12 protein-coding genes and 1 other RNA gene are annotated in these 16,268 nt (G+C 61.1%); 7 read left to right on the forward strand and 6 right to left on the reverse strand.

Features of this window, described 5'->3' with window-relative positions; all coding sequences use genetic code 11:
• The first annotated feature begins 33 nt into the window (after window positions 1-33).
• The 3 genes from BGE01nite_RS23535 to BGE01nite_RS23545 are packed head-to-tail and all read left to right on the forward strand — an operon-like array spanning window position 34 to window position 2,743.
• Window positions 34-1,305, forward strand: a complete 1,272-nt coding sequence (locus BGE01nite_RS23535) for an MFS transporter (protein WP_146854340.1) — start codon at window positions 34-36, stop codon at window positions 1,303-1,305.
• A gap of 43 nt (window positions 1,306-1,348) precedes the next feature.
• Window positions 1,349-1,618, forward strand: coding sequence for a MoaD/ThiS family protein (locus tag BGE01nite_RS23540; RefSeq protein ID WP_146854342.1), 270 nt, complete (start codon window positions 1,349-1,351; stop codon window positions 1,616-1,618).
• An 18-nt stretch (window positions 1,619-1,636) separates the two neighbouring features.
• Window positions 1,637-2,743 carry a WD40/YVTN/BNR-like repeat-containing protein gene (locus tag BGE01nite_RS23545; protein ID WP_146854344.1) on the forward strand — a complete coding sequence of 369 codons (1,107 nt, stop codon included), beginning with the start codon at window positions 1,637-1,639 and terminating at the stop codon, window positions 2,741-2,743.
• Here BGE01nite_RS23545 and BGE01nite_RS23550 read toward each other — a convergent pair.
• The 3 genes from BGE01nite_RS23550 to BGE01nite_RS29730 all read right to left on the reverse strand — a co-directional run bounded on the left by BGE01nite_RS23550 (window position 2,730) and on the right by BGE01nite_RS29730 (window position 5,066).
• Window positions 2,730-3,623, reverse strand: a complete 894-nt coding sequence (locus tag BGE01nite_RS23550) for a DMT family transporter (RefSeq protein ID WP_170267006.1) — start codon at window positions 3,621-3,623, stop codon at window positions 2,730-2,732. The two genes, BGE01nite_RS23545 and BGE01nite_RS23550, sit on opposite strands and share 14 nt — an antisense overlap.
• Entirely contained in the window at window positions 3,620-4,000 is a 381-nt protein-coding gene (locus BGE01nite_RS23555; protein ID WP_146854348.1) for a hypothetical protein, read from the reverse strand. The genes BGE01nite_RS23550 and BGE01nite_RS23555 overlap by 4 nt, the downstream gene beginning before the upstream one ends.
• A gap of 79 nt (window positions 4,001-4,079) precedes the next feature.
• Window positions 4,080-5,066, reverse strand: coding sequence for a hypothetical protein (locus BGE01nite_RS29730; RefSeq protein WP_146854350.1), 987 nt, complete (start codon window positions 5,064-5,066; stop codon window positions 4,080-4,082).
• Between the two features lie 143 nt (window positions 5,067-5,209).
• Between BGE01nite_RS29730 and ffs the strand changes: the two genes are divergently transcribed.
• Window positions 5,210-5,304, forward strand: an RNA gene (gene ffs, locus BGE01nite_RS23565) — signal recognition particle sRNA small type.
• Window positions 5,305-5,401: 97 nt separating this feature from the next.
• Window positions 5,402-6,931 carry a uroporphyrinogen-III C-methyltransferase gene (cobA, locus tag BGE01nite_RS23570; RefSeq protein WP_146854352.1) on the forward strand — a complete coding sequence of 510 codons (1,530 nt, stop codon included), beginning with the start codon at window positions 5,402-5,404 and terminating at the stop codon, window positions 6,929-6,931.
• Between the two features lie 174 nt (window positions 6,932-7,105).
• Here the strand turns inward: cobA and BGE01nite_RS23575 are convergent, their stop codons facing one another.
• Window positions 7,106-12,736: an HYR domain-containing protein gene (locus tag BGE01nite_RS23575; protein WP_146854354.1), complete on the reverse strand. Its 5,631-nt coding sequence runs from the start codon at window positions 12,734-12,736 to the stop codon at window positions 7,106-7,108.
• A 137-nt stretch (window positions 12,737-12,873) separates the two neighbouring features.
• On the opposite strand from BGE01nite_RS23575, the gene BGE01nite_RS23580 reads away from it, so the two are divergent.
• Window positions 12,874-13,707, forward strand: coding sequence for a helix-turn-helix transcriptional regulator (locus BGE01nite_RS23580; RefSeq protein WP_170267007.1), 834 nt, complete (start codon window positions 12,874-12,876; stop codon window positions 13,705-13,707).
• A gap of 28 nt (window positions 13,708-13,735) precedes the next feature.
• On the opposite strand, the gene BGE01nite_RS23585 is transcribed toward BGE01nite_RS23580, so the two are convergent.
• On the reverse strand, window positions 13,736-14,590 hold the full coding sequence (locus BGE01nite_RS23585; protein WP_146854358.1) for an arylamine N-acetyltransferase: 855 nt from the start codon (window positions 14,588-14,590) through the stop codon (window positions 13,736-13,738).
• Between the two features lie 215 nt (window positions 14,591-14,805).
• Window positions 14,806-16,035 (reverse strand): DUF1015 domain-containing protein, encoded by a 1,230-nt coding sequence (locus BGE01nite_RS23590; protein WP_146854360.1) that lies wholly within the window; start codon window positions 16,033-16,035, stop codon window positions 14,806-14,808.
• A gap of 20 nt (window positions 16,036-16,055) precedes the next feature.
• On the opposite strand from BGE01nite_RS23590, the gene BGE01nite_RS29465 reads away from it, so the two are divergent.
• The coding region (locus tag BGE01nite_RS29465) for a hypothetical protein (RefSeq protein WP_218033084.1) at window positions 16,056-16,268 on the forward strand (213 nt) is incomplete at its 3' end.

Raw genomic sequence — 16,268 nt, forward strand, 5'->3', positions numbered from 1 at the left:
TCGTTAAGGATCATCAAGTTTTGCATCTTCTCCATGTCCAAGCCCGCCCCCTGGTATTCCTCCGTCACACGTTATCAGTGGCTTGTGCTGATCGTCGCTTCGCTGGGTTGGATTTTTGATGCCTTTGAAGGCCAGATCTACAACCTCACCCGCGCCGACATGCTGCCGGACCTGCTCGCGGTGAAGGCAGACGATCCGCTCGTCAAAGTCTGGGGGGAGCGCTTCCTTGGCATCTTTTTGGTTGGGGGAACTTTTGGCGGATTGCTCTTCAGCTCCCTCGCCGACAAATGGGGCCGCAACCCCGTGATGGCCCTCACCATCCTCTTCTACTCCATCTTCTCCGGCATCACCGCCTTTGCGGATGAAATCTGGCAGGTGGGCGTGTTACGCTTCCTCGTCGCGATGGGCGTCGGCGGTGAGTGGGCCGTCGGTGCCGCCTTGGTGGCCGAGGTTTTCCCCAAAGAAGCTCGCGAGCGTGCCGGCGGCATCTTCCACGCCACCAGCGTCTGCGGCCTCTGGCTCGCCGCTGCCGCAGGCCTCTGGGTCGGCACTGAATGGCGAACCGCTTATTTGTTAGGCGTCGCGCCCGCTCTGCTCGTGCTCTGGGTGCGCCTCAGCATCAAGGAACCCGAGGCCTGGAAGGCCGCCCGCGAAAGCAAACCTGAACGCATGGGCAGCTTCAGCGAGCTTCTCGGCACCGCACGCTGGCGATCACGCGCCGTGTTTGGAGCTCTGCTCGCCATGGTTGGTCTCGCCACTTTCTGGGGCGTGGTCGTCGCAGGTCAGGACATCGCCGCCGATTTCCTGAAGCGTGCAGGCGATCCCGACTGGGCCAGCAAATCCAAGATCGCTTTCGGCTTCATCCAGACCGCCGGCGCAGGGGCGGGCATGCTCGCCTTCGGTCCGCTGAGTGCTCGCTGGGGCTGCAAAAAAACCTTCGTCATCATGCACCTTGCCGCACTGGTCATGACACCCATCATCTGCTGGCTGCCATCCGAGGCGAACAGCTACACGCTGCTGCTCGTGCTGCTGCCCTTGTTCGGTTTCTTCGCCCAAGGGATTCATGCCGGTTACGCCGCGTACTTCCCAGCGCTTTTCCCCACCCATCTCCGCGCCACCGGTTCCGGCTTCTGCTTCAACACCGGCCGCATTCTCGCTGCGCCAGTACTCATCTGGCTCAGCGCCTGGATGAAGTCCACCTACGACCTCCGCACCGCCATCACCTGCCTCGGCGGCTTCTTCCTCCTCGGCCTGCTCTTCCTGGCCTTCTTGCCGGAGACGCATGGTGAGGAACTGCCTGAGTAAATCTTCGTGCAGGCACTCGCGCGGCAATCGTAACTTGTGAACCATGCCCGTCGTCCAATTCACCGCCAACCTCGCCCGTCAGGCCGCCGCGCCGACCTGTGAGGTTGCAGGCTCGACCGTGCGTGAAGCGCTCGATGCAGTGTTTATTCAGCATCCTTTGTTACGCGGCTATGTGCTCGATGACCAGGCGTCGCTTCGCAAGCATGTGGTCGTGTTTGTCGATGGCACCGCCATCGCGGATCGCAAAAAGCTCACGGACGCTGTCAGCGAGAAGTCAGAAATCTTTGTCATGCAGGCGCTTTCGGGCGGTTAACTTCATTTCTCATTCATCATGAGCACGAAACTCTATCTCGGAACGCGCAAGGGATTGATCCAGGCGGAGCGCGGCCCCAAAGGCTGGGAGATCAGCCGCGTGTCCTTTCTCGGCGTGCCCGTGCCCATGCTGCTGCCAGATGCTCGCGATGGCACGCTCTACGCTGCTTTGGATCACGGCCACTTCGGCACCAAGTTTCAGGCCTCGAGGGATGATGGAGCCACTTGGGAAGAGCGCGCCTGTCCCACCTATCCTCCGAAGCCCGAAGAGGTCGCCGATGTCATCAATCCAGCGAGCCAGGAAGCCGTGCCTTGGGATCTGAAAAAGATCTGGGCTCTCGAAGCCGGTGCCGCTGAGGGCGAGCTCTGGTGCGGCACGCTTCCTGGCGGTTTGTTTCATTCCAAGGATCACGGTGTTTCGTGGCGCTTGGTCGAAAGCCTGTGGAATGATCCCGGTCGTGCGAAGTGGATGGGCGGTGGCGCGGAGTGGCCCGGCATTCACAGCATCCTCGTGGATCCGCGAGACCGTCGGCGTGTGCTCATCGCTGTTTCCTGCGGTGGTGTCTGGGAGACTCGCGACAATGGCGAGACCTGGCGCATCATTGGCGACGGTGTCCGTGCCGAGTATCTGCCGCCGGAACTGGCCTATGATCCTGGCAGCCAGGACCCGCATCGCATCGCCTGGAGCGCCGCGGATCCCGATACGATCTGGATGCAGCATCACAACGGCATCTTCCACTCCACCGATGGCGGCCTGAAATGGCGTGAGATCGACAACGCCAATCCTTCCTCCTTCGGTTTCGCCGTGGTCATGCATCCGCAGGATCCGCAGACGGCCTGGTTTGTGCCCGGAGTGAAAGACGAGATCCGCGTGGCCTGTGATGGTGCTCTCTGCGTCATGCGCACACGCGATGGCGGCAAGACCTTCGAAGCTCTGCGCGAAGGCCTGCCACAGCATCACGCCTATCATCTCGTGTATCGCCACTGTCTCGACATCACTGGAGATGGCAAGACCCTCGCCTTTGGCAGCACCACCGGCTCCGTCTGGACCAGCGACAACGGAGGCGACTCCTGGGACCGCCTCAGTCCCGATCTTCCTCCGGTCTACTGCGTCAGGTTTGGCTGAGCTTGGTGCGGCTCGGCAGATTCACCACCAGAGTCGCCACAAAGATGATCCCAGCGCCCACCCAGCCGATGTGAGGCAATCTCTCGCCTAACCAAAAATAAGCCGCCACCGCGGCGAAGATCGACTCCGTGGAGAGAATCACCGCTGCTTCCGAAGGTCGCGTGTGACGCAGCGCGATGGCCAGCACGGTGAAGGTGACGGCGCTGGAAATCAGCCCGCAGTAAAGGATTGCGGGCACGGTCAGACCCAGAGCGCTCCAGTTCAAAGGCTCCATGGAGACGGCCATGAGGGCGGCAAGCGCGGTCACTGTGGCAAACTGGATGGCGCTGAAGGTGGCCGCGCGCTCATGCTGCGCCGCCAGAGCAACCAAGACCACATGCAGCGCCCAAAGCACCGCGCCGATGGTCATGTACACATCACCGATGGTGAAGGCTGACAGCGAACCTCCTCCAAGCAACCAAGTCCCAACGAAGGAGAGCACCACCGCCATCCACACCACCGGCCCCGGCTTCTGCCGCATGATCAACCAGGTCAGGAAAGGCGTGATCACCACGTAGAGAGCCGTGAGAAAGCTCGAGTTGGTGACCGTGGTGGTGATGAGACCTGCCTGCTGAAGCGCCGCCGCGGCGAAGAAGACCACGCCGGAGATCATGGAGAGACGCACCAAGCCCTGGCGTCTTCCCGCCGCATTGCCCGAAGCCTCGGCTTTGCGCTTCTCCCGCCACGCCAGCGGCCACAGCGCCAGGCTGGCCAGCAGCGAGCGTGAGGCGATGAACAGAAACGGCCCGACGTGACCCATGGCCTGTTTTTGAAACAGGAAGGCCAGGCCCCACACCAAAGCACAGCTGAGAAGAACGAGATTGGCCCGGGCGCGAGTCACCGGGACTGCGTCTGCGGTTCCCAGTCTTCCTTGGCAGCACCCACGCCGACCAGCTCTTCAGCCTCGGCCTCTTCTTCCTCTTCATCTTCTTCCAGCGGGGCAAAGCGCTCCGCACGGAAGCCGAGCTCCTGCTTCATGCTGGAGTGTGGATCATCCGGATTCTGCAGTTCCTTGAGCAGCAGCAGGATGTCAAACTCAGCGCCGGTGAGCTTGATCTCCGCATCATCATTCACCGTGAACTGCGGCTTTGAGCGGCCGGGCGCGATGGCGCGCACAGTGTAGGTTTTGTCCTTCTTGGGAAGGGCACGGTAGAGATCATAGACCCAGGGATCAAACTGGTCATTGATGCAGACGACTTTCTGGCCGGTGGAAAACATGAGTACAAAAAGAAAAGGATGCGGCAGATCATGCCGCATCCTTCAAAAAATGCCAGGAAAGGAACGTGGAGGCTGCCAATCAAGGCACCTCAAAGACCTTCTGCGTCGTCGGATCCAGGGCCAGCGAGCCGCTGGAGAGGCCGCTCACATCCAGCTCACGATAAGGTGGATAGGGGCTGATCACGCGGCCTTCCTTGCCGGTTTTCTTGCCACGCAGGAAGCTGCCGCTGTTCGCAGAGGCGTTCGGCTTGTCATTGCTCGAACTTGAGGTGTTCGCCGTGCTGCTGGAGCTTGGTGGCTTGGAACCTGGAAGCTTGCTCGGTGTGGAAGCGGTCGTGGGTGGAATGGAAGGGGGCGGATCCTCCTCTACACGCGGTGGCGGAGAGGGGGAATTCTCGCGCGTGATCGTCGGCGGTGTGTATTTCGGCGAAGGCTTGGAGGTGCTGCTCTTCGTGCTCGAGCCCGACTTCTTCGTGGGGCTCGGAGAGGTGCTGGATCCCATGCGGCTCGTCGGCGGCATGGCAGGTGCCGACTGCTGGGGCGCAGGCGGCGTCTCATACCGTGGCGGATAACCCGGCTGCTGCTGCGGCGGTGTTTGATACTGCGGCGCTTGCTGCTGGTATTGCGGAGCCTGCTGATACTGAGGTGCCTGTTGGTATTGGGGCGCCTGTTGATACTGCGGTGGAGACCCCGGCTGCTGGTAGTAGCCAGACGGCGGCTGGTCCAGACGGCCCTGAGGCTGCTGATACTGCGGCTGCTGGTAACCTTGTTGATTAGACCCTTGAGCCTGGCCGTCTCCATAAAACACCTTGCGGAACATCTGCCCGAACTTGCGGCCGAAGGTCGGCAGAAACTCAATGGGGCTTACATACTGCGACTGCTGCGGCGGCGGCGCATATCCCTGGGGTGGATACTGCGGCGCTGGCTGGCGATACTGCGGCGGCGGGGACACCTGCTGCGGATAGCCAGGGGCCTGCGGGTAGGAGTACTGCGCTTGTGCCAGTGATGTGAAATCCATCACGCCGAGTGCGGTCATCACACCCAGCGGAATCAGGTTCAGTTTCATGTTCTTAAGGATTCTTAACTTTCGGACGTCTTCAAGTCATTTCTGACTGATCTTCAGACCGTGTGTGGCGGTGATGTATTCGAGAATGTTTGGAAATCGCGCTCAGCACTTGCGCCCTGCCGTCAGCCGGACTATCGCTCGTTTGTCAGGGGCCGCGGATGTCCAGCTCGCGAATCCCGCCAGGTCCTGACGGAAGCAACGGCAGCATGCCTGTCCATGCTGCGGTTCCCTGACACTTCTTTTCTTGGCTCTTCCCCACAGGGGATGCTCGGCACGCGGCGTATACCATTTGCAGCCCGTGGCAGTCTCGGCACCATGGCAGCCCGCTTTTTTCCATGGCTTCCCCCTCCGCTTCTCTTTCCAAAGGCATCTGTTACCTCGTCGGCGCCGGCCCCGGTGATCCCGGCCTGCTCACGATCAAGGGCAAGGAGTGCATCGAGGTCGCGGACGTGCTGGTCTATGACTACCTCTGCAATCCGGAGTTCCTCCGCTATGCCAAGGAAGGCACCGAGAAGATCTACGTGGGTAAAAAGGCTGGCGACCACGCCCTGCCGCAGGACCAGATCAATGGCCTGATCGTCAAACTGGCCCGCGAGGGCAAGGTGGTGACCCGTCTGAAGGGCGGCGATCCCGTGCTCTTCGGCCGTGGTGCTGAGGAAGCCGCCGAGCTCGCCGAGGCTGGCGTACGCTTTGAGATCGTCCCCGGCATCACCAGCGCCATCGCGGCCCCGGCCTATGCAGGCATCCCCGTCACGCATCGTGACCACGCCTCCCAGCTCACCATTTTCACCGGTCACGAAGACCCCACGAAGGCCGAGACGAGCCTGGACTACGCCAAACTCGCCGCCGCTGATGGCACCAAAGTCTTCCTCATGGGCGTGGAGCGCATGGAGGAGATCACCGGCGAGTTTCTGAAGCACGGCGTGAATCCCGCCACCCCCATGGCCCTCGTCCGCTGGGGCACCCATGGCAAGCAGCAGACCCTCGTGGCCACGCTCGGCACCATGGCCGCCCGCGTGAAAGAGACCGGCTTCAAAGCACCCGCCGTCGCGGTGCTGGGCGATGTCGTGACCGAGCGCGAGAAGATCAACTGGTTTGAAAGCCGCCCGCTCTTCGGCAAAAAGATCGTCGTCACCCGCACTCGTCAGCAGATCGGTGTGGTCAGCCGCAAGCTGCGTGACCTTGGCGCGGATGTGATCGAGCTGCCCACCATTCGTATCGAAGAGCCCATCGACCTCCTCGGCTTTGGTGAGCTCGTGCAGGACTGCCATAGCTATGAGTGGATCGTCTTCACCAGCCCGAATGGTGTCGATGCCTTCTTCAAGATCTTCGACAAGATCTACAATGATGCCCGCAGCATCGGCGGCGTGCGCATTGCCTGCATCGGACCCGGCACCGCGGAGAAGGTAAGAGCCCGTCATCTCGCCGTCGACCTCATGCCAGAGAAGGATTATGTGGCCGAGGGCCTTGTGAAGGCCTTTGGAGAATACCAGAACATGGAGCATGTCTCCGTCCTCTGGGTGAAGGCCGAGGAAACGCGTGATGTCATCACCAAGGAGCTCATGAAAATGGGCGCCATCGTGGACGAGGCCATCGCCTATCGCACCGTGCCGGAGAAGGACGATAACCTCGAAGCCCTGGCCCGCCTGAAGAACGAAGGCGCGGACATGATCACCTTCACCAGCGCCAGCACCGTGGACCACTTCATGGACCTCGGCGTGGCGCTTCCAGAGGGCTGCAAAGTCGCTTCCATCGGCCCCGTCACCAGCGAGGCCATCAAGAAACACGGCCTCAAAGTCGACATCGCCGCCGAGACCCACACCATCCCTGGGCTTGTGGCCGCCATCGAGAAGTATTGGAAGTGAGTGGTATCGTCGTTGGTTAGGTGAAAAAATCTCTTTTTACCACTGATAGACACTCATTTACACTAATGACCAAGCCTCAGAGGGTTTGGAACATTAGTGCCCATCAGTGTATATTAGTGGTTAGAAAATCTGGCCTCGATTCTTCAATGCTCAAGCTACCGCATACCCGCTCGATCACGGGCTGGCGGTCACTTTCACGCGGAAGAAGTACCGGTCCTGCGCTGGAGGGAAGGGGACGCTGAGCACCTCGTGGAGGCCGTCATCCGCCAGGACTGTGGGTGGCGTGGTGGCAGGGTTCCAGAAGCTCAGGTCGGGACTCATTTCCACGGTGTAAGTCAGGCCCGCGGCGGCGTAGTCCTTGCGCCGAACGAACATGGCGCTCAGCGGATTCGCAACCGGCAGGCCGGGCACAATGACGTTGCCCTGGTAGCTCAGGCCGTCGCGCCTGCTCTTGGTGGGGTTGAAGCCGAAGGCGAATTCTTCAAGATTGGTTAGGCCATCGTTGTCGTAGTCATCACCCAGGCCGACCTTGAAGGAGCCGGTGCCAAAGTGCTGCGTGCGCCAGCCCTCGAGCGGGGAGTTGTAGAGTTCGAGTTCATCAATGGCCACATAATTGCCCACCGAGCCGCCGTAGGACGTGGCAAAGATGCGGAAGCCGGTGGCGAGCACGGGGAAGAATGACCACACGTGGCGGCGCGCAGGGTGGCTGAAGAGACCGGTCTGGGGGATGGTTGTGTAGTCAATCGTCCCGAGCAGAGTCCAGGCCTCATCGGGCGTCATCAGATTGGGGTTTGGAACGGTGGTAAACTGGAGGTAATAGATGGCCTGCCAGCGGTCAGTCACCACGCCGGTGTTATCCCGGCCGAAGGCCACACGGCTGATGGGCACGGGCGTGGCACCGAAATTGATACCGACACTGCCGAACGAGAAGTAGGGGGTCCATGAGCTGCTGTCGCCATAAGTGCCGTTGTTGAGCAAAGCATGTTCGTGCCCAGGAGTGAAGTCGGAGGAAAACACAGGCGCTCCCGCCGCGAGATTTCCCGAGGCGATGCTGCCGCCCTGGCCACGTAGCACCGGAGCTGGAAGACTTACCACGACGTCGAAGGTGGATGTGCTGCTGTTTCCATAGAGGTCGGTGGCCGTGATGGTGACGGATGTCCCGCCAAGGGGGAACAGACTGCCGCTGGCGCGGGAGTAGGTGATGACGGGCGCTGGATCATCATCGTCCGCTGCGATAGCGGGTGAGTAGTGGACGACGCCTCCCGCCAGCGAGTTCACGGTGAGGGAGACATTCGGGTGCGTGCTGATGACGGGTGGCTCCCGTGAGATGGCGGTGTCATCGTAGAGCTCCAGTTCATCAATGGCCACGAGACCGCTGCCGCCATTGGGAGACTGGATTTTCATGCGGAAGCCCGTGGCCTGCAGCGCGGGAAAGCTCCACAGGTGACGGCGGTTTGCCTGGCTGAAAAGGCCGGTCGTGGGCAGCGTGTTGTAGTCCAGGACGCCAAAGCTGATCCACTGCGCATCCGGTGTGCTGGCATCGGGATTCGGGGTGGTCGTGTATTGAAGCGTGTAGACACCGGGCCAGCGGTCTGCGGAGATGTTTGTGTTATCGCGGCCAAAGGCGACCTGGGTCAGCGTGACGGGCACGGCTCCGAGATTGATGCCGATGAAGCTCGAGGCGCTGCCAGCGAGCCAGGAACTCGGGTTGCCATAAGTGCCGTTGTTGAGGTTGGAGATGCTGTGTGGAGCCGCGCCGATCACATCCTTGGCAAAGGCTGTCCTGCCGCTGGCGAGGTTGTTCGTCATGGATCTGCCCGCCTGACGGACGAGCTGCAGGGGGCGCGTGACGGTGACGGTGAAAGTGCTCGTGCTGCTGTTTCCCGCAGCATCCGTGGCGGTGATGGTGACCAGTGTGTCCCCCAGCGAAAACGAGCTGCCACTCGGGGGCGAGTAGGTCATCACAGGTGCCGGATCCAGGTCATCACTCACCGCCGCAGGATTGTAGGTGACCGTCATGCTGGCTCCAGTGGGGGCGCTGGCGCTGACATTCGCGTGCGTGGCGATCACCGGCGCGCTTGTGTCAGCGAGAGTGGCGCTGTTGTAGAGTTCGATCTCGTCAATGGCGATGGTGGCCGCTGCCGGCAGCATCCGCAGCCGGAAGCCGGTAGCCTGAACAGGCGCAAAACTCCACAGATGACGACGTGAAGGCTGGCTGAAACTGCCTGAAACCGCCATGGTCGTGTAGTCTACCATCCAGATCGTTGTCCAGGCGGAGTCAGGCGTGGTTTCATTGGGATTCGGCGTGGTGGTATACTCCAGGAAATAGAGGCCGGACCAGCGGTCAGTGCTCGCTCCCGTGTTATCACGACCCCAGGCCACGCGGTCCAGCGTCACGGGTGATGCACCGAGATTCACACCAATGAAGCTGTTTACGGACCCAGGGATCCATGAGCTCGCATTGCCGTAAAGGCCGTCGATCACTTTGCTGATGGCGTGGGGCGCGACGCCGATCTCATCCTTGGCAAAAGCCGTTTTTCCAGAGCAGAGATTGCCAGCTTTCACCACGCCACCCTGGCCGACCAGCGCGGGTGCTCCCTGGGATGAAACCACGACGCCGAGGCTCTTCGTCGCCGCATTGCCATGCATGTCTGTAGCAGTGACGAGGACCGAATGCTGGCCGCGTGCAAAGGGCGTGCCTGCAGGGGGATTGAAAGTGATGACGGGAGCCGGGTCTGTGTCGTCAAACACGGCAGGCACCGGATAGGTCACGGGCACCGGGCTGCCATCAAGGCTGGTGCCCTGCACCGTGGGCATGTTGGCGATGAAAGGGGCGTTCAGTTCATGGCTGGTGGCCTCGTCGTAGAGTTCGAATTCGTCGATGGCGAACGCGGGATAAATCTCGTCGTTTTTCATCAGCAGCCGAATGCCAGTGGCCTGAACCGGCGGAAAACTCCACAGGTGTCGGAACCTGGGTTCGGACATCAGGCCGCTGTGCGAGATGTTGCGGTAGTCCACGCGCCCGATGTTGACCCAGGTGGCGTTGGCGTCAGGATTCGGTGTGGTCGTGTATTGCAGCGTGTATTCGGCCAGGAAAGAACTTCCTAGCGAGCTGTTTCCGCCGTTGTCGTGTCCCCAGGCGGCCTGGGAGACCGTGGTGAGGGTGGACCCGAAACTAATCCCAAAAAATGCCGGGCTGCCTCCCGTGCGCCATGAGTTGTTCAGCCCGTAGATTCCATTGTTGGCCTGCGATGGCGAGTAGGAGCCGTAGTAGTAGCTGGCAAAGGCCGTGTTTACGATGGCGAGATTGTCACTGTGAGGTCCGGAGCCTTGCTCCCGCAGCGTGAGTTGGTTGATGACCTCGACCGTGAACTTGCTTGTGCTCGTATTGCCGTTGTCATCCACGGCCGTGACGGTGACTTCCGTGAGACCATACGGGAAGGTGCTGCCGCTGGGGTGACTGTAAGTGACCACGGGCGCGGGATCATAATTGTCCGAGACCTCGGCGGGTTCGAAAGTCACGATCTGGCTCGTGTAGGTGGTGGTGTGGTGCGTCACGGCTGCACGCGGTGAGATGACCGGAGGCTGGGTGTCTATGCCAGAGGCTCGCAGCGTGATGGCGTAAGGCGCGGGCGCGGCGCCGGTCACATGGACGATCACCGTCTGCACATCACCAATGGCAAACGGTGAGTGGCTCACGGTGAAGACTGCGGTGGCACCTGCGGCCAGGCTGGCAGGGACGGTGACATCATTGAGGATGAACGCATCTGCGCTGCCGCCGGACAGAGACACATTCACCGGCACGCTGCTGCCGCCGGCATTGTAGATCATGAACTGCCTGATCGTGGTAGCACCCATGTTCGCGGTGAAACTCTGGGTGAGAGTGCTCGGCGCGATCAAGCCCGAGGCGATCAAGATCAGGCCGCTGGCCGGCACGGTGGCCGTGCTGTCATAGAGTTCCAGCTCATCAATGGCAATGTGGGTGCTGGCATCGCCAGGTGCGAGGGTGAGCAAGCGGAAGCCTGTGGCCATCACTGGCGTGAAACTCCACCGATGCCGCCGCTGCGGTCCCGGGTAGGTGCCTGCCGCCGTCAGCACTGCTGTGTCCACCACGCTGAGAGTCGTCCAGCTTGCATCAGGCGTGGTCGCCTTCGGATTCGGCACGGTCGTGTATTGAAGGGTGTAGACACCCGGCCAGCGATCAACCGCCGCGCCTGTGTTATCTCGGCCCCAGGCCACCTGGCTGATTTGAACTGGCGTGGTGCCCAGATTGATCCCCACGAAGCTGTCCGCCGAGCCTGCGATCCATGAGGAGGCGTTGCCGTAGCCACCGTCGTTCAGATTGGGGATCGCATGCGGTGCCACGCCGATTTCATCCTTGGCGAAAGCCGTCTTTCCAGCAGCTAGGTTGTCGGACAGGAAGATGCCGCCTGCCGATGCCGTGACTGACACGGTGAAGGTAGAGGTTGCCACAATGCCGAAGCTGTCCGTGGCGGTGACCGTCACCGTCGTGGCCCCCATCGGAAAGGCGCTCCCGCTCGGATGGCTGTAGGTCACTGAAGGTGCCGGGGCACTCTCATCCACCACGGTGGCGGGCGGATACGTCACGATCGCACCGTCCAGACTTGTGCTGCTCACGGTCACATTCGCTGGAGGGGTGATCATGGGCGGGTTCAGCTCATGGTTGTTGGAGTCGTAGAGCTCGATCTCATCCAGGGCGACGTATTGGGCGCTGCCTCCCGTGGTGACGATCTTCAGGCGGAAGCCCGTGGCCTGCACCTCGACAAAGCTCCAGACATGCCGACGCGCAGGCTGGCTGAAAAGACCCGTCGTCGGCAGTGTGGCGTAGTCCACCACGCCCAGCGAGATCCAGTCCGCGTCCGGCGTGCTCGCACCCGGATTTGGCGTGGTCGTGTATTGAAAGGTGTAGGTCCCTGCCCAGCGGTCTGAGACAGCCCCCGTGTGGTCGCGACTAAAGGCCACCTTGTTGAGGGTGACCGGCGTGCTGCCCAGATTGATGCCTGCAAACGTGGTGCTCGCTCCGGCAATCCACGCCTCCGTGTTGCCGTAGAGTCCATTGTTCAGCTTGCTGACGGTGTGCGGAGCCACGCCGATCTCGTTTTGTGCAAAGGCTGGCTTTCCCTCGGCGAGATTGTTGGAGCGAAATCTTTCCCCCTGGGTGATGAGCACCGGCGCAGCCAGCAAGGGCTGGTCATACACCTCCAGTTCATCCACGCAGGTCAGATCGAAGGCCGTGGTGGCATTCACCTTCAGCCGGATGCCTGTGGCCATCACGGTGGACGGCAGGTTGAACAGATGGCGGCGTGATGGCAGGGAAAAATTTGCCCCGCCCGCAGTCTGGTAGTCCATCGTGCCGACCGTCGTCCAGCTTCCTTCCGGCGTGGCGGCGCCGGGGTTTGGCGTGGTTGTGTACTGCAGTTCATACAGTCCAAAGGTGCGGTCCGTGTAGGTGCCATTGTTATCACGTGCGAAGGCCACACCGCGCACAGGCAGCGCCGTTGCCCCCAGGTTGATCCCCACAAAGCTGTTTTGCGTGCCCGCGATCCAGGAGTTGGAATTGCCAGACTGGCCGTCATTCACCTTTGAGATCGCGTGCGGTGCCGCGCCTATCTCATCCTTTGCAAACGCCGTTTTCCCGAGCGCGATGTTTGAAGCCGTGCCATGGCCCGTGCCACCTTCCTTGACCAGGGTGATGCCACCGGAAAGCACCACTCCCGCATAGCTGGGAGTCGCAGCGAGAAGGCTCCAGAGGATGATGAGACGGGAGAGGCTGGATGTGCGCATCCCACAGCCCTAACATCACCCAAATTCCAAAACCATTTTCCGTTAGGCCGCCTAACCCATACTTTGGTAGGGGGTCGGAGATTGCAGGGGATCAAAAATGCTGTCCAGTCGATGATCTGCCAGCCATTCTTCCGCCCATGGTCACCTCCGCCGATCTTCAGACCCTCAGTGACGCCACGCTGGCTCTCTACCAGCCGGATCTGAGGCTCAGCGGTTTTCCTGAGGCGGCCTTCAAGTTTCTCCACACCCTGATCGGGGTGGAGCAGATCAACTACGCGAACCTGGATCCGGCCAAGGGCACCATGGACATGGCCACGAGCTTCATGACTCCGGACTGGGTGGCGGGTGTCGAAGGCTTCGGCCGCTGCATGTGGAAGTATCCCATGTCGAATTTTGATCCCAGTGTGAATGACGGAAAACCCTTCTTCAGCTCTGATTTTGTCAGTCAGCGCCAGTTTCGCGACCTGGACCTTTATAGTGAATGCTTCCATCTTCTCGGCATGGACCATCATGGCGCGCTGTATGTGCCCACGGATGACGGGAGGCGTCTCTGGTTTGGTCTCGAACGGGCGGGACCGCGTGAGTTCAGTGAGCGCGACCGCCTCATGCTCACCCTGGCGCAGCCGCACCTCGCCAACGCCCTGCGTCTGGCCACGGCGCGGCAAAAGGTGCGGGATGAGGTCGTCATCTCACCCTCCACCTTCTGTCGCGCAGGCTACACGCCACGCGAGAGCGAGGTGGCCTGCTGGCTCGTCGAGGGCAAGTCCAACGTGGAGATCGGCCTGCTGATGAACGTCCACGTGCAGACCGTGAAGAGTCATGTGACCAGCCTCTTCAACAAGACCGGCTGCGGCAACCGTCTCGCCCTCACCCTGCATCTCATCGAGCTTGCACGCCGCCTGGAAGGTCCAGGTCAAGGCTTCCACACCGTCCCGGCCTACACTGGGCCGGATGACGGCGGAAATGCCTAACAAAATATAAGCAAATGCTAGGTTGGGTTCAGGCCGCTTGCGCTCTCGCCGTCGCTGATCCCGGTGGAGGTGGCGTCGGGCGATCCACAGGCAGTCTTGACACGATCTCCTCGCTCATGCCGAAGTCTTCGATGAGCATGCGGCGGCGTTCGGTATCGTCGATCTCCTTTACTTCCACGCTGCCATCAGCACGCAGAGTGACACCATTGCCAAAGCTGGCGCCGATGACTTCATTGCCGCGATTGCGCCGCGCGGTGAGCTGATAGTTGAAAGGGCTCCAGTCGCGGGTGGATTCGTGGCGCTGCACGTAGTCATCATGACCCACGCCGAAGTATTCATAGCGGCAATCAAAGCCGGTGGGCACGTGCAGCGCGGGCCAGCGCAGAGTCCAGCGGCCATCTTCGGCGCGTGTGCCGGTCAGGCCCCAGGCGGGATGATCGATCTTCAGTTCATCAGGACCATCCAGCAGCAGCGGCTCGCCAAACAAAATGGCGGAGTCGATGAGGTAATGCAGGCCGTCGATCTTCACGCGCACCGTGGCATGGTTCGGCGGCAGATTCGGAGCTGCGAGCATGGTGGCGATGCCGCGCTCGGCCTCAAAGCCAAGACCCTTCACCAGGGCAAAGAGCGAGGTGGAGCTGGACCAGCAGGTGCCGCCCGTGCCATGGCGTAACCAATTGTCCAATCCGTTGTTCGGATCCGTGCCTGGCAGCGCGCCGGGCCGGCCTTCATACAGGTGCACCAGCTTCTGCACATTATCAAAAGGCACCTTCTGGCACCAGGCTGCATAGACGGCGGAGAGGCCTGCGAGGCTTGTTTCAGGACGATGGCCAAAGCCGAGGCGCGACAATACTTTTTCCAGGAGAACTTCGGGAACGGTCATGGAGGGATGGCAGACATTGGTTTGCTCGCCTGCGTTCGGAAAGAGCGTTGATGTGACTCGATAGTGGTATGTCGACGAATGACGAAAGGAGCGTCGCGCTCCTTCTGCGCCGCGGCCTTCGATGCGTTGATGTGTGGACGTTGGGGGAACGAGGCCTGAAAACAAAAAAGCTCCTCCTGAGTCAGGAGGAGCTTTGGAATGATCTCGTCTCAGTCTTAGAACGTGTGAATGAACAAGCCGGAGCGCAGCTTCGGCTCAAACCAGGTGCTCTTCGGAGGCATGATCTGGTTCGCATCGGAGATGGCCATGAGCTGGTCCACCGTCACGGGATGCATGGAGAAGGCCACGGCGTGGGCACCAGCGTCCACCAGCTTTTCCAGTTCCGCAGTGCCGCGGATGCCACCGATGAAGTCGATGCGCTTGCTCGTGCGCGGATCATCGATGCCGAGCACAGGCTTCAGCAGGCGGTCCTGCAAAATGCTGACATCAAGAAGGTCGATCGGGCTCGCATCAGCCGCTGGCTTCCAGGCCAGGTCATACCACTTGCCGCCGAGATACATGCTGGCATGACCGGGCAGGGCGGGGGATTTTGTCTCTGTCGGCGTCACAGTGAAGATGCTGCTCACCTCGGCCAGGAAGGCCTCGGGTGTGCGGCCATTCAGATCCTTCACCGCGCGGTTGTAAGGGAGAATCTTGAGCTCGTTGCCGGGGAAGAGCACGCAGAGGAACCAGTTGTAGTCCTCATCGCCATTGTGGGCGCGATTGCGCTCGCGGCGCAGCTTGCTCACGCGGAAGGCGCTGGCAGCACGGTGGTGACCATCGGCGATGTAGGAGGCAGGCACATCCTGGGTGAAGAGCGCCTCAAGCTGCTTGCAGGATTCGGTTGGCAGTTTCCAGACCTGGTGCTGCACGCCGTCAGCGGCCACGAAATCGTGCTGCGGAGCATTGGCAGCCATGTGACCCTGGATGATCGCATCGATGGCGGAGGTGCCGCGATAGGTCAGGAAGATGGGGCCGGTATTCGCGCTCAGGCTGTCCACCAGACGGGTGCGGTCGTCTTCCTTGTCCTGGCGGGTCTTCTCGTGCTTCTTGATCACGTCATCCTCATAGTCCTCGGTGTGGCAGACACCCACAAGACCGGTCTGGCTGTGGGTGCCGATGGTCTGGCGATACAGATACAGCGCCTTTTCGGACTCACGCACGAGCACGCCGTCTGCCTGCAGCTTCAGGAAGTTCTCGTTCGCCTTCGCATACACCTCGGCGGAGTAGGGATCCACGGACAGCGGCAGGTCGATCTCCGCACGGTCCACGTGCAGGAGGTTCAAAGGCTTGTCGTGGGCGAGAGCGTAGGATTCCTCGCGGTTGACGACATCATAAGGCACGGCCGCGACGGCGGCAGCATGCTGGGGGGCAGGGACGAGACCTTGGAAAGAGCGGAGACGCATGGGGCGCGCATGGTTGAGAGATGCACCGCGAAGTCAACGGCGAGCCGCGAGTGTCAGCGGAGCGCGGATCTCCGAATCCGCAGCCGGGTGGAACGCTGGTGGGTGCTGAAACTCTGCTGAAAGCTTACCCTCGAACGAGGCGCCTGTGGCTTGGGCATGCCGATCCCATTCAAACCGTTGCATTGTCCCGCTCACCTGCTCAGCCATCCCACATGCTGGATGCGCTCAGCCCT

The organism is Prosthecobacter gellanilyticus, from assembly GCF_007992435.1.
GTDB lineage: Bacteria > Verrucomicrobiota > Verrucomicrobiia > Verrucomicrobiales > Verrucomicrobiaceae > Prosthecobacter > Prosthecobacter gellanilyticus.